Source organism: Flavobacterium rivuli WB 3.3-2 = DSM 21788 (genome assembly GCF_000378485.1).
GTDB lineage: Bacteria > Bacteroidota > Bacteroidia > Flavobacteriales > Flavobacteriaceae > Flavobacterium > Flavobacterium rivuli.
The window spans coordinates 196,678-209,507 of the sequence record NZ_KB899967.1 but is presented as its reverse complement, the minus strand read 5'-3'; the positions used below and the strand labels follow the sequence as shown (position 1 = coordinate 209,507).

Annotated in this window: 14 protein-coding genes and 4 tRNA genes; all 18 read left to right on the top strand. The window is 40.6% G+C overall.

Annotation, left to right across the window (positions count from 1 at the left end):
• Nucleotides 1–19 precede the first annotated feature (19 nt).
• The 18 genes from F565_RS0104390 (at nt 20) to rpoB (ending at nt 12,824) form a co-directional block, all read left to right on the top strand.
• Nucleotides 20–247 carry a PspC family transcriptional regulator gene (locus tag F565_RS0104390; RefSeq protein ID WP_020211985.1) on the top strand — a complete coding sequence of 76 codons (228 nt, stop codon included), beginning with the start codon at nt 20–22 and terminating at the stop codon, nt 245–247.
• Nucleotides 248–289: 42 nt separating this feature from the next.
• Nucleotides 290–1,213 (top strand): ComEA family DNA-binding protein, encoded by a 924-nt coding sequence (locus F565_RS0104385; protein ID WP_020211984.1) that lies wholly within the window; start codon nt 290–292, stop codon nt 1,211–1,213.
• Nucleotides 1,214–1,229: 16 nt separating this feature from the next.
• On the top strand, nt 1,230–2,372 hold the full coding sequence (locus F565_RS0104380; RefSeq protein ID WP_020211983.1) for an acyl-CoA dehydrogenase family protein: 1,143 nt from the start codon (nt 1,230–1,232) through the stop codon (nt 2,370–2,372).
• A 197-nt stretch (nt 2,373–2,569) separates the two neighbouring features.
• Nucleotides 2,570–2,764 carry a 30S ribosomal protein S21 gene (gene rpsU, locus F565_RS0104375; RefSeq protein ID WP_020211982.1) on the top strand — a complete coding sequence of 65 codons (195 nt, stop codon included), beginning with the start codon at nt 2,570–2,572 and terminating at the stop codon, nt 2,762–2,764.
• A 73-nt stretch (nt 2,765–2,837) separates the two neighbouring features.
• A complete protein-coding gene (locus F565_RS0104370; RefSeq protein ID WP_020211981.1) occupies nt 2,838–3,740 on the top strand; it encodes a tyrosine-type recombinase/integrase in 903 nt (300 codons plus the stop codon).
• Between the two features lie 25 nt (nt 3,741–3,765).
• The gene (gene hpf / locus F565_RS0104365) at nt 3,766–4,068 is read left to right on the top strand and encodes a ribosome hibernation-promoting factor, HPF/YfiA family (protein WP_020211980.1); all 303 of its coding nucleotides are present in this window, start codon (nt 3,766–3,768) and stop codon (nt 4,066–4,068) included.
• A gap of 90 nt (nt 4,069–4,158) precedes the next feature.
• Nucleotides 4,159–4,232 (top strand) — tRNA-Thr (locus F565_RS0104360).
• Between the two features lie 130 nt (nt 4,233–4,362).
• Nucleotides 4,363–4,443 (top strand) — tRNA-Tyr (locus tag F565_RS0104355).
• 34 nt (nt 4,444–4,477) lie between these two features.
• Nucleotides 4,478–4,549, top strand: a tRNA-Thr gene (locus tag F565_RS0104350).
• Nucleotides 4,550–4,604: 55 nt separating this feature from the next.
• Nucleotides 4,605–5,789 carry an elongation factor Tu gene (gene tuf, locus F565_RS0104345; RefSeq protein ID WP_020211979.1) on the top strand — a complete coding sequence of 395 codons (1,185 nt, stop codon included), beginning with the start codon at nt 4,605–4,607 and terminating at the stop codon, nt 5,787–5,789.
• Nucleotides 5,790–5,845: 56 nt separating this feature from the next.
• A tRNA-Trp gene (locus F565_RS0104340) sits at nt 5,846–5,916 on the top strand.
• A gap of 18 nt (nt 5,917–5,934) precedes the next feature.
• Nucleotides 5,935–6,129 carry a preprotein translocase subunit SecE gene (secE, locus tag F565_RS0104335; RefSeq protein WP_035643030.1) on the top strand — a complete coding sequence of 65 codons (195 nt, stop codon included), beginning with the start codon at nt 5,935–5,937 and terminating at the stop codon, nt 6,127–6,129.
• 11 nt (nt 6,130–6,140) lie between these two features.
• The gene (nusG, locus tag F565_RS0104330; protein WP_020211978.1) at nt 6,141–6,692 is read left to right on the top strand and encodes a transcription termination/antitermination protein NusG; all 552 of its coding nucleotides are present in this window, start codon (nt 6,141–6,143) and stop codon (nt 6,690–6,692) included.
• A gap of 69 nt (nt 6,693–6,761) precedes the next feature.
• Nucleotides 6,762–7,199, top strand: coding sequence for a 50S ribosomal protein L11 (rplK, locus tag F565_RS0104325; RefSeq protein WP_020211977.1), 438 nt, complete (start codon nt 6,762–6,764; stop codon nt 7,197–7,199).
• 15 nt (nt 7,200–7,214) lie between these two features.
• Nucleotides 7,215–7,904, top strand: a complete 690-nt coding sequence (rplA, locus tag F565_RS0104320) for a 50S ribosomal protein L1 (protein WP_020211976.1) — start codon at nt 7,215–7,217, stop codon at nt 7,902–7,904.
• Nucleotides 7,905–7,927: 23 nt separating this feature from the next.
• The gene (gene rplJ / locus F565_RS0104315; RefSeq protein WP_020211975.1) at nt 7,928–8,443 is read left to right on the top strand and encodes a 50S ribosomal protein L10; all 516 of its coding nucleotides are present in this window, start codon (nt 7,928–7,930) and stop codon (nt 8,441–8,443) included.
• Between the two features lie 68 nt (nt 8,444–8,511).
• Nucleotides 8,512–8,886, top strand: coding sequence for a 50S ribosomal protein L7/L12 (rplL, locus tag F565_RS0104310; protein WP_020211974.1), 375 nt, complete (start codon nt 8,512–8,514; stop codon nt 8,884–8,886).
• Between the two features lie 125 nt (nt 8,887–9,011).
• On the top strand, nt 9,012–12,824 hold the full coding sequence (rpoB, locus tag F565_RS0104305; RefSeq protein WP_020211973.1) for a DNA-directed RNA polymerase subunit beta: 3,813 nt from the start codon (nt 9,012–9,014) through the stop codon (nt 12,822–12,824).
• The last annotated feature ends 6 nt before the right edge of the window (nt 12,825–12,830 follow it).

Below are 12,830 nucleotides of genomic sequence, written 5' to 3'. Positions count from 1 at the left end.
AACTTTAAACAAATTAAATATGGCATTAATAACAAACATCAGGCATTTTTTTGAAAGGCATGGCTTTGAGGTAGCTTCGCGCTTTGCCGATAAGCTGGGCATGCGCGCCACAAATGTGCGCTTGTTTTTTATATACATAACGTTTGTAACTGCCGGTTTATGGTTTGGTGTTTATATAACGCTGGCTTTCTGGCTACGGTTAAAAGATATGGTGTATACTAAACGAACATCGGTTTTTGATCTCTAATACTAAGTCCCTAAGATTCTAAGAGCCTAAGAACCTGAGCTAATGTTCAAAAACCTCCACCATAACCTCACTAAAGACCAACGCAAAGGCATACTGGCACTATGCTTCCTTATTATAGGTATACAAGCAGGTTACTATTTTATCAGTAAAGCTGATTTTACTTCTGAAACCGGGAAATCGGCAGAAGAAAAACAATGGCTGTCATTGCAATCTAAAATAGATGCGCTTAAAGCTAAGAAAGGAGAGAAGCAAACCACAATTTATCCCTTTAATCCTAATTTTATAACTGATTATAAAGGCTATGCCCTGGGCATGACTACCGAGCAGATAGACCGCCTGCACGCTTTTCGCAAAAACGGCAAATGGGTAAACTCTGCGGCTGATTTTAAGGCGGTTACTAAAGTGCCCGACAGCCTTTTGGCAAAATTATCGCCTTACTTTAAATTTCCTGATTGGGTAAATAAAAAAAACAGGGAGCAAACTGCACCTAAACAGGAGTATGCGTCTGCAGAAAAATATCCTGCTAATAACTATCCTGAAAAATTTGATTCTAAAAAATCAATTACCAAACCTGCTATAGATATTAACTCGGCATTAGAAGAAGACCTTATTGCGGTTTACGGTATAGGACCTGCCTTTGCCAAAAAAATATTGCGCCGCCGTGCCGATCTTGGTGCTTTTGTAAGCATGGACCAGATGGATGATTTTGATTTTTCTCCCGAAGCTGTTGCCGGACTACGTAAAGGATTTAAAGTAAGCGGCAATCCTCAAATAAATACAATTAACGTTAATTCTGCTTCACTACAGCAACTTTTGCGGTTCCCTTATTTTAACAGGGAAATTGCAAAAGCCATCATTACACAAAGGAGTATGAATGGTAAAATTGTTAATTTTGACGAATTGTCAAAAATTAATGATATTTTTACATTAAAGTCAAAAATAATTCGTTTATATTTGGAATACTAAAAAATAAGTCTTTAAAATGAATTTTGACTATAACGAAACGCAGGCCATGATCGCAGCATCGATCAGGGAGTTTGCAGAACTTCACATCCGCCCTAACATTATGGATTGGGACGAATCGCAGCATTTTCCGGTAGAACTTTTTAAACAGCTGGGCGAAATGGGCTATATGGGCGTCCTGGTACCCGAAGAATATGGGGGTAGTGGCCTTGGCTACCATGAATACATTACTGTTATAGAAGAGATAAGCAAGGTAGACCCGTCTATAGGGTTATCTGTAGCGGCGCACAACTCGCTTTGCACCAATCATATACTTGCTTTTGGCAACGAAGAACAAAAAAAGAAATGGCTGCCTAAACTGGCTACAGCCGAATATATAGGTGCCTGGGGATTAACAGAGCACAACACCGGCAGCGATGCGGGCGGTATGAACACTACTGCTGTAAAAGATGGCGACCACTGGGTGGTTAATGGGGCTAAGAACTTTATTACCCATGCAAAATCGGGCGATGTAGCTGTGGTTATTGTACGCACCGGAGAAAAGGGTGACTCTAAAGGTATGACAGCTTTTGTTTTTGAAAAAGGCATGCAGGGCTTTACCAGTGGCAAGAAAGAAAATAAGCTGGGCATGCGTGCCAGCGAAACTGCCGAACTGGTTTTTGACAATTGCCGCATTCCTGATGCTAACCGCCTTGGCGAAGTGGGCGAGGGCTTTATACAGGCCATGAAAGTGCTCGACGGCGGGCGTATCTCTATAGGTGCGTTATCTTTAGGTATTGCAAAAGGCGCTTATGAAGCTGCTTTAAAATACAGTAAAGAACGCCACCAGTTTGGGCAGCCTATAAGCAGTTTTCAGGGCATAGCCTTTAAGCTGGCTGATATGGCTACAGAGATTGAAGCATCTGAATTGTTGCTGCACAAAGCGGCTTTCCTTAAAGATAACCACAAGCCGGTAACACTTGCAGGTGCTATGGGTAAAATGTATTCGAGCGAAGTTTGCGTGCGTGTAGCAAACGAAGCTGTGCAAATACATGGTGGCTATGGTTATACAAAAGATTATCCGGTAGAGAAATTTTACAGGGATGCTAAGCTGTGTACCATTGGCGAAGGCACAACCGAAATACAAAAGCTTGTAATATCAAGAAACATACTTAAAAACTAACTAACTCGACTTGTTTTTTAGCCTCCTGTATTTATTGCAGGGGGCTATTTTTTTGTGTATTGTATTGCGTAAATTTGCGGTTATTTGTTATGTTTTGTAAACCTGTATAATAGAGGTAAAATAAAAGCAGATTAAAGTTGTTTGGTATATATAATATTTTATAGCTTTGCAGCCTTAATGAGAGGAGGTGTTATACTATGTTAATTATACCAATTAAAGACGGAGAAAATATCGATAGAGCGCTTAAGCGTTACAAACGTAAATTCGACAAAACCGGAGTTGTTCGTCAGCTAAGGAGTCGTCAGGCGTTCATCAAACCTTCAGTACTACGTAGAACTGAAGTATCAAAAGCTAACTACATCCAGGGTCTTAGAGACGCTGCCGAGAGTTAATAATAATTTTTTGGGGCTTTGAATAGGAACCGTTGGCAGTAAAAGTTTAACTTTGCTGTTAACGGTTTTTTTTATGGTGCAAAGTAAACAGGCATACCACGATTACCTGCTTAAGGAAAAAAATTATTCGCTGCTTACGCTTCGGGCATATCTTGATGATGTAACTGCTTTCGAAAAATTTATAAAAACAGAAGATGCCGATGCTACTCTGGAAGAGGTAAACTATAGCCACATACGCAGTTGGGTAGTTTTTCTTGTAGAGGGTAGTATTGCAAACAAATCAGTTAACAGAAAAATATCTTCGCTAAAATCTTTCTATAAGTTTTTGCTTAAATCTAAGCAAATAACTATAAATCCGTTACAAAAACACCGGTCGCTTAAAGCTGAAACCAAGGTGCAGGTTCCGTTTTCTGAAAAAGAACTGGAAGATGTTATAGATTTTAATAATTACCCTGATGATTTTGAAGGAATGCGTAACCGCCTCATTATAGAGTTGCTATATACTACAGGTATACGCCGTGCAGAGCTTATTTCGCTTACGCTAAATAGTTATGATGCAGGTAATAAAACCCTTAAGGTGCTGGGAAAGCGCAACAAAGAGCGCCTTGTGCCTGTGCTGGATTGTACAGCGCAGCTTATTGCTAAATATGTAACGGTGCGCAGGGAATTGCAAAACATTAGTGAGCCGGCTATGTTAATTTTAGGAGATAAAGGAAAAAAAGTAAGCGAATCGTTTGTGTACAGGTTAATAAATAGTTACTTTAGTGTTGTCTCCGGTAAGGTAAAGCGAAGCCCGCATGTATTGCGCCACACTTTTGCCACACACCTTCTCAATAACGGGGCCGATTTAAATTCAGTGAAAGAATTGTTAGGGCACGCCAGTTTATCATCTACGCAAATATATACCCACAGCAGTCTTGCAGAGTTAAAAAAGGTATATAAAGGTGCACACCCGCGCAGCCAGGGTAATTCTTAAATGTTTAATACTAAATTGTTTAATTATGAAAGTAAATGTTCACGCAGTTAACTTTAATGTTGACACTAAACTGGTAGGCTATGTTCAGGTAAGGATGGATAAGCTGGAAAAGTACTATGATAAAGTGGTAAGTTCTGAGGTTTTTTTTAAGCTGGATAATACCAGTGAGAAGCAAAACAAGATAGCTGAGATTAAATTAATGGTACCCGGAGATGAATTTATAGTTAAAAAACAGTGTAAAACATTTGAAGAGGCGGTAGAGCTCGCGGCAGAGTCTATGGAGCGTTTACTTGTAAAAAGAAAACAAAAAATCAGGGCGCACTCATAATTGTAAAAAAAAGTGCAAAATAGTTTTGATTAAAAAATAAATTATATACATTTGCAGTCCGTTAGAAATAGCGGACTTTTTTAATGAATTGCCGGTGTAGCTCAGTTGGCTAGAGCAGCTGATTTGTAATCAGCAGGTCGTGGGTTCGAGTCCCTCTATCGGCTCTAAAATTTTGAATGCAGCCTGGAAATACAGATTAGCCTTGTTAAAAAGAGTTAATATGTTGAATTTCAGGAAATCCCTATCACGTTGTAGGGATGCGGGTTTTAAAAATACAACTGAAAAGTAAGGTTAGGGGAGATACTCAAGCGGCCAACGAGGACGGACTGTAAATCCGTTGAGAAATCTTCGAAGGTTCGAATCCTTCTCTCCCCACAAAAACAGCAGGTTTTTTACAAAACTTGTAAAGGCCGGTGTAGCTCAGGGGTAGAGTGCTTCCTTGGTAAGGAAGAGGTCACGGGTTCAATTCCCGTCATTGGCTCAAAGTTTAGAAGAATTTGAACACTAATTATAAACTAAGATTAAATTATTAAATCATGGCAAAGGAAACTTTTGATAGGTCGAAGCCACACCTTAACATAGGTACAATTGGGCACGTTGACCACGGTAAAACAACATTAACTGCAGCGATAACTAAAGTATTATCTGATGCTGGTTATTCTGAAGCTAAATCATTTGACCAAATTGATAACGCTCCTGAAGAAAAAGAAAGAGGTATTACTATTAATACTTCTCACGTAGAGTATGCTACTGCTAACCGTCATTACGCTCACGTTGACTGTCCAGGTCACGCGGATTACGTTAAGAACATGGTTACGGGTGCTGCTCAGATGGACGGTGCTATCCTTGTAGTTGCTGCAACAGATGGTCCTATGCCACAAACTCGTGAGCACATCCTTTTAGGTCGCCAGGTTGGTGTTCCAAGAATGGTTGTATTCATGAACAAAGTAGATATGGTTGATGATGCTGAGCTTTTAGAGCTTGTTGAAATGGAAATCCGTGATCTACTTTCTTTCTATCAGTATGATGGAGATAACGGACCAGTTATTCAGGGTTCTGCACTTGGTGCACTTAACGGTGAGCCACAGTGGGTTGATACAGTACTTGCTCTTATGGCTGCTGTTGATACATGGATCGAGATGCCGGTACGTGATGTTGAAAAACCATTCCTTATGCCTGTTGAAGACGTATTCACTATCACTGGTCGTGGTACTGTTGCTACAGGTCGTATCGAAACTGGTATTGCTAACACAGGTGATGCAGTTGAAATCATTGGTATGGGTGCAGAAAAACTTACATCTACTATTACAGGTGTTGAGATGTTCCGTAAAATCCTTGACCGTGGTGAAGCTGGAGATAACGTAGGTTTACTTCTACGTGGTATTGACAAAGCTGATATCAAAAGAGGTATGGTTATTGTTAAGCCAGGATCTGTTAAGCCACACGCGCATTTTAATGCAGAGGTTTATATCCTTAAAAAAGAAGAAGGTGGACGTCACACTCCATTCCATAATAACTACCGTCCACAGTTTTACGTTCGTACAACGGATGTAACAGGTACAATCACTCTTCCTGCAGGTGTAGAGATGGTAATGCCAGGTGACAACTTAACTATTGAAGTTACTTTACTAAGCCCAATCGCTCTAAGCGTAGGTCTACGTTTCGCTATCCGTGAGGGTGGTCGTACAGTAGGTGCTGGTCAGGTTACTGAAATACTATAGTTATTAAATAGATTATAAAAGCAGCCGGTGCTATGGTGCCGGCTACTTTTTAACAAACGGGTGTAGTTCAAGGGTAGAATAGCGGTCTCCAAAACCGTTGATGGGGGTTCGAATCCCTCCACCCGTGCAAAAAAAAAGATATAAGATGAAAATTACCAATTATATATCTGAAGCGTTTACAGAGCTTAAAGATAACGTAACGTGGCCTGAGTGGGCAGAGGTGCAGCGCCTTACCATTATAGTAGCTGTATTCTCGTTGATTTTTGCTATGATTACCTTTGGTATAGACAGGGGCTTTGAAGTTCTTGTTGCGAAGTTATATGCTTTCTTAAAAAACTAATTTTATTTGTGATGACTGATAACAATGTCAAAAAGTGGTACGTAGTCAGGGCGGTAAGCGGTCAGGAAAATAAAGTTAAAAACTACATTGAAACCGAAATAAGCAGGCTGGGCATGGCAGATTACATCTCTCAGGTTCTTGTACCTACCGAGAAGGTAGTTACAGTGAAAGATGGCAAAAAGCTTAGTAAGGACAGGGTTTATTTTCCGGGATATGTTATGGTAGAGGCTAATTTAACAGGCGAGATACCACACATAATAAAGTCCATAACCGGTGTTATCGGGTTCCTTGGCGAAACAAAAGGCGGCGATGCTGTTCCATTAAGACTTTCTGAAGTAAACAGGATGTTAGGTAAGGTAGACGAGCTTTCTGTTAAAACAGATAACGTATCTATACCATTTACTGTGGGTGAAACCATAAAAGTTATCGACGGGCCATTTAATGGCTTTAACGGTACTGTAGAAAAAGTAAATGAAGATAAGCGTAAGCTTGAAGTGATGGTGAAGATCTTTGGAAGAAAGACTCCGCTGGAACTAAGCTTTATGCAGGTAGAAAAAGTATAATTTTTGTTACACTTATTATAAAACCACATCATTCGCTTCCAATGAAGATGTGCTAAATCTTTTAAAGAAATGGCTAAAGAAATTAGTAAAGTAGTTAAACTACAAGTTAAGGGAGGTGCTGCGAATCCGTCGCCACCGGTTGGACCTGCTTTGGGGGCTGCTGGGGTAAACATCATGGAGTTCTGTAAGCAGTTTAATGCGAGAACACAAGATAAACCCGGCAAAGTATTACCAGTACAAATTACTGTGTATAAAGACAAATCTTTCGAGTTTGTTGTTAAAACGCCGCCGGCTGCTATTCAGTTATTGGATGCTGCCAAACTAAAAGGAGGTTCTGGAGAACCAAACCGTAAAAAAGTTGCAAACGTTACCTGGGATCAAATCAGGGCTATTGCAGAAGACAAGATCGTTGACTTAAATGCTTTTACTATTGAAAAAGCAATGAGCATGATCGCGGGTACTGCAAGGTCTATGGGAATAACTGTATCAGGAACTGCTCCTTTTTAATAAAAAGAACAAGAAATGGCAAAATTGACAAAAAAACAGAAAGAGGCTGCTTCAAAAATTGAAAAGAACAAACTGTACAGTTTGAAAGATGCATCTGCATTGATCAAAACAGTTGCTTCTGCAAAATTTGATGAGTCGGTTGATATCTCAGTGCGTCTGGGTGTAGATCCAAGAAAAGCAAACCAAATGGTACGTGGTGTAGTAACCCTTCCACACGGTACAGGTAAGGATGTAAGGGTGCTTGCACTTGTTACTCCGGATAAAGAGGCAGAAGCTAAAGCTGCAGGTGCAGACTTTGTAGGTTTAGATGACTACCTTCAAAAAATTAAAGACGGATGGACAGATGTTGATGTTATCATCACTATGCCAAGTGTTATGGGTAAATTAGGACCGTTAGGTAGAATATTAGGCCCACGTGGTTTAATGCCAAACCCTAAAACAGGTACTGTTACTATGGACGTGGCTAAAGCTGTTACCGAAGTAAAAGCTGGTAAAATTGACTTTAAAGTTGACAAAACCGGTATCGTTCATGCAGGAATAGGAAGGATCTCTTTTGATGCTGACAAAATTACTGACAATGCACACGAAATCATTCAAACATTGATTAAACTTAAACCAACTGCAGCTAAAGGTACATACATTAAGAGTATTCATATCTCTTCTACTATGAGCCCTGCAATACCTTTAGATCCTAAAGCGGTATAATTGGTAGTTAAAAATTTTTTATTATGACGAAAGAAGAAAAATCAAAAGCCATTGAAGAATTAACTGCACAGTTAGCCGGATCGAACGTAGTTTACGTTGCAGATATTTCGGGTCTAAACGCAACAGTTACTTCTGATTTAAGAAGGGCTTGCTTTAAAGCTGGTATAAAACTTGAGGTTGTTAAGAACACATTGCTTGCTAAAGCTATGGAAAGCTCTAACAATAACTATGGCGAACTACCTACTATACTTAAAGGCAACACTTCTATCCTGATCTCAGACAACGGTAATGCACCGGCTAAGATCATCAAAGAATTCCGCAGAAGGTCTGATAAGCCTGTACTTAAGGGTGCTTACATCCACGAGGCAGTATTTATTGGAGACAACCAGCTGGATGCCCTTGTATCTCTTAAATCTAAGGATGAAGTTATTGGCGAAATCATTGGCCTACTTCAGTCTCCTGCTAAAAATGTTGTTTCTGCCCTTAAATCTGGTGGTGGCAAAATTGCAGGAATCCTTAAAACATTATCTGAGAAATAATCTCGGGTATACGCGCAGAACGCACTTAATGAATTATATATTACAAACTATTTAAAACGATAGAAAAAATGGCAGATTTGAAACAATTCGCAGAACAACTGGTTAACCTTACTGTTAAAGAAGTTAACGAACTAGCTGCAATATTAAAAGATGAGTATGGAATTGAGCCTGCAGCTGCTGCTGTAGTTGCTGGTCCTGCTGCAGGTGGTGATGCTCCGGTTGCTGAAGAGCAAACTGAGTTCACAGTAGTTCTTAAAGAAGCTGGTGCTTCTAAACTTGCTGTTGTAAAAGCAGTTAAAGAACTTACAGGCCTAGGTCTTAAAGAAGCTAAAGATCTTGTAGACGGTGCTCCTGCAAATGTAAAAGAAGGTATCTCTAAAGATGAGGCTGAAGGTCTTAAAAAATCATTAGAAGAAGCTGGAGCTGTTGTTGAGCTTAAATAAGCTTACATAGGTTTTAAAACCCAGGTTTAGGCCTTGAGAAAAACTCTCAAAGGCCTAAACCATTTTTCGTATAATAACATTTTATACGCACCATTATTATTTTTTAATCAAAATTTTGTCCATTGATGATAACAAATCAGACTGAAAGATTAAATTTTGCCTCAACAAAAAACATCCCAAGCTACCCGGATTTCCTGGATATCCAGGTAAAGTCTTTTAGGGATTTTTTCCAGCTTGAAACCAAATCGGATGAAAGAGGCAACGAAGGTCTTTATAACACCTTCATGGAAAACTTTCCGATCACTGATACCAGAAATCAGTTCGTACTGGAGTTCCTTGATTACTTTGTTGATCCGCCACGTTATACAATTGAAGAGTGTATAGACAGGGGCCTAACGTATAGCGTACCTTTAAAAGCAAGGTTAAAGCTATATTGTACAGACCCTGAACATGAAGATTTTGAAACAATTGTTCAGGATGTTTATTTGGGAACCATCCCATACATGACACCAAGCGGCACCTTTGTTATCAACGGCGCAGAGCGTGTAGTTGTATCCCAGCTTCACAGGTCTCCCGGTGTATTCTTTGGCCAGTCGTTCCACGCAAACGGAACAAAATTATACTCTGCAAGGGTAATACCATTTAAAGGTTCATGGATAGAGTTTGCTACAGACATTAACAGTGTAATGTATGCTTACATTGACAGGAAGAAAAAACTACCTGTTACTACTCTTTTCCGAGCCATTGGTTTTGAAAGAGATAAAGATATCCTTGAGATATTTGACCTTGCTGAAGAAATTAAAGTTTCTAAAACAAGTTTAAAAAAATATATAGGCAGAAGGCTTGCTGCACGTGTGCTTAACACATGGCATGAGGATTTTGTGGATGAAGATACAGGCGAGGTAGTTTCTATTGAGCGTAACGAGATTATATTAGACAGGGATACTCTTATAGACAAAGATAATGTTGAAGAGATTATTGAGGCTAACGTAAAATCTATATTACTGCACAAGGATGATAACAACCAGGCTGATTATGCCATCATCCATAACACGCTTCAAAAAGACCCTACTAACTCAGAAAAAGAGGCTGTAGAGCACATTTACCGTCAGCTGCGTAATGCAGAACCGCCTGATGAGGAAACGGCTCGTGGCATTATAGATAAATTGTTCTTCTCAGACCAGCGTTACAACCTTGGGGATGTGGGCCGTTACAGGATGAACAAAAAACTTGGTCTTGATATCCCTATGGAAAAGCAGGTGCTTACCAAAGAAGATATTATTACCATTGTAAAATACCTTATAGAGCTTATAAACTCTAAGGCTGAGATTGATGATATTGACCACTTATCTAACCGTCGTGTACGTACGGTAGGTGAGCAGTTATCGGCTCAGTTTGGTGTAGGTTTGGCACGTATGGCCAGGACCATCAGGGAGCGTATGAACGTTAGGGATAACGAGGTGTTTACACCTATCGACCTTATCAATGCTAAAACATTGTCGTCGGTAATCAACTCTTTCTTTGGTACTAACCAGCTTTCGCAGTTTATGGACCAGACTAACCCTCTTGCTGAGATTACGCACAAGCGTAGGCTATCAGCACTTGGGCCTGGTGGTTTATCTCGTGAAAGAGCGGGCTTTGAGGTACGTGACGTTCACTATACGCACTACGGGCGTTTATGCCCTATTGAAACACCGGAAGGACCAAACATTGGTTTGATATCTTCGTTAGGTGTTTATGCTAAAGTAAACGGAATGGGCTTTATAGAAACGCCTTACCGTAAAGTAACTGATGGCAGGGTAGACCTGGTTTCTGAACCAATTTACTTAAGCGCAGAGGAAGAAGAAGGTAAACTGATAGCGCAGGCTAACATTGAAATGGATGACGAGGGTAATATTACTGCAGATAAAGTAATTGCCCGTGAGGAAGGTGACTTCCCGGTTCTGGACCCATCGGCTGTACATTATACAGACGTTGCCCCTAACCAGATTGCATCTATCTCGGCTTCGCTTATTCCGTTCCTTGAGCATGATGATGCTAACCGTGCGCTGATGGGATCTAACATGATGCGCCAGGCTGTTCCTCTTTTACGTCCGGAAGCCCCAATTGTGGGTACAGGATTGGAGCGCCAGGTAGCAAGTGACTCTCGTGTACTTATCAATGCCGAAGGCACTGGTACTGTAGAGTATGTAGATGCTAACCAGATTACTATTAAATATGACAGGACAGACCGCGAGAGAAGCATAAGCTTTGATCCGGACGAGAAAACATACCAGCTTATTAAGTTTAGGAAAACTAACCAGAGCACCAGCATTAACCTTAAGCCTATTGTAAGAAGAGGCGACAGGGTTGTAAAAGGCCAGGTACTTTGCGAAGGTTATGCTACACAAAATGGTGAGCTTGCCCTGGGCCGTAACCTTAAAGTGGCGTTCATGCCATGGAAGGGTTATAACTTTGAGGATGCTATTGTAATCTCTGAAAAAGTTGTTCGTGATGATATCTTTACTTCTATACACGTGGATGATTATTCACTGGAGGTTAGGGATACCAAGCTGGGTAACGAAGAGCTTACTAATGATATACCTAACGTGAGCGAAGAGGCTACTAAAGACCTTGACGAAAACGGTATGATAAGGATTGGTGCAGAGGTTAAACCCGGCGATATCCTTATTGGTAAGATCACTCCTAAAGGGGAAAGCGACCCTACACCGGAAGAAAAACTGCTTCGCGCCATCTTTGGCGATAAAGCAGGCGATGTTAAAGATGCTTCGTTAAAAGCATCTCCATCTCTTCATGGCGTGGTTCTTGATAAAAAACTGTTTGCGCGTGCCGTTAAGGACAAACGTAAACGTACTAAAGATAAAGACGATTTAGGTAAACTTGAAGGTGACTTTGAAGTTAAGTTCGTAGAGCTTAAAGACAGGCTTATTGATAAGTTATTTAATATCGTTAACGGAAAAACTTCTCAGGGAGTTATGAACGATCTTGGTGAGGAAGTAATGCCTAAAGGCAAGAAATACACCCAGAAAATGTTATATGCCGTTGAAGATTTTGCTCACTTAACTAAAGGACAGTGGACTACGGACGATGATACCAATGCAATGGTTAACGACCTTATACACAACTATAAAATTAAGCTGAACGACCTTCAGGGTGCTTTAAGAAGAGAGAAATTTACCATTACGGTAGGTGATGAGCTTCCATCGGGCATCTTAAAACTTGCTAAAGTTTACATCGCTAAGAAACGTAAGCTTAAAGTGGGAGATAAAATGGCAGGACGCCACGGTAACAAGGGTATTGTTGCAAGAATTGTACGTCATGAAGACATGCCGTTCCTTGCAGATGGTACTCCGGTAGATATCGTGCTTAACCCGCTTGGTGTACCATCGCGTATGAACATCGGGCAGATTTATGAAACGGTTCTTGGATGGGCAGGTATGAATTTAGGACGCAAATTTGCAACCCCTATTTTTGACGGTGCATCTCTTGACCAGATTAATGAGTTAACAGATGAAGCAGGTATTCCTCGTTTTGGCCATACGTATTTATACGATGGAGGAACAGGAGAGCGTTTCCACCAGCCGGCAACCGTAGGTGTTATCTACATGCTTAAACTGGGGCACATGGTAGACGATAAGATGCACGCACGTTCTATTGGTCCATACTCGCTTATCACGCAGCAGCCTCTTGGAGGTAAAGCTCAGTTTGGTGGCCAGCGTTTTGGAGAGATGGAGGTTTGGGCTCTTGAAGCCTACGGTGCATCAAGTACTCTTAGGGAGATACTGACTGTTAAATCGGATGACGTTATAGGCAGGGCTAAAACTTACGAAGCTATCGTTAAGGGAGAGACTATGCCGGAGCCAGGATTGCCGGAATCGTTCAATGTATTGATGCATGAACTTAAAGGCCTTGGATTAGACATCAGATTAGAAGAATAAATTTCC

What these genes read in the sequence shown, in the direction of transcription:
- F565_RS0104390 (WP_020211985.1), top strand. Translation starts at nt 20, where the DNA reads ATGGCATTAATAACAAACATCAGGCATTTTTTTGAAAGGCATGGCTTT.
- F565_RS0104385 (WP_020211984.1), top strand. Translation starts at nt 290, where the DNA reads ATGTTCAAAAACCTCCACCATAACCTCACTAAAGACCAACGCAAAGGC.
- F565_RS0104380 (WP_020211983.1), top strand. Translation starts at nt 1,230, where the DNA reads ATGAATTTTGACTATAACGAAACGCAGGCCATGATCGCAGCATCGATC.
- rpsU (WP_020211982.1), top strand. Translation starts at nt 2,570, where the DNA reads ATGTTAATTATACCAATTAAAGACGGAGAAAATATCGATAGAGCGCTT.
- F565_RS0104370 (WP_020211981.1), top strand. Translation starts at nt 2,838, where the DNA reads ATGGTGCAAAGTAAACAGGCATACCACGATTACCTGCTTAAGGAAAAA.
- hpf (WP_020211980.1), top strand. Translation starts at nt 3,766, where the DNA reads ATGAAAGTAAATGTTCACGCAGTTAACTTTAATGTTGACACTAAACTG.
- tuf (WP_020211979.1), top strand. Translation starts at nt 4,605, where the DNA reads ATGGCAAAGGAAACTTTTGATAGGTCGAAGCCACACCTTAACATAGGT.
- secE (WP_035643030.1), top strand. Translation starts at nt 5,935, where the DNA reads ATGAAAATTACCAATTATATATCTGAAGCGTTTACAGAGCTTAAAGAT.
- nusG (WP_020211978.1), top strand. Translation starts at nt 6,141, where the DNA reads ATGACTGATAACAATGTCAAAAAGTGGTACGTAGTCAGGGCGGTAAGC.
- rplK (WP_020211977.1), top strand. Translation starts at nt 6,762, where the DNA reads ATGGCTAAAGAAATTAGTAAAGTAGTTAAACTACAAGTTAAGGGAGGT.
- rplA (WP_020211976.1), top strand. Translation starts at nt 7,215, where the DNA reads ATGGCAAAATTGACAAAAAAACAGAAAGAGGCTGCTTCAAAAATTGAA.
- rplJ (WP_020211975.1), top strand. Translation starts at nt 7,928, where the DNA reads ATGACGAAAGAAGAAAAATCAAAAGCCATTGAAGAATTAACTGCACAG.
- rplL (WP_020211974.1), top strand. Translation starts at nt 8,512, where the DNA reads ATGGCAGATTTGAAACAATTCGCAGAACAACTGGTTAACCTTACTGTT.
- rpoB (WP_020211973.1), top strand. Translation starts at nt 9,012, where the DNA reads ATGATAACAAATCAGACTGAAAGATTAAATTTTGCCTCAACAAAAAAC.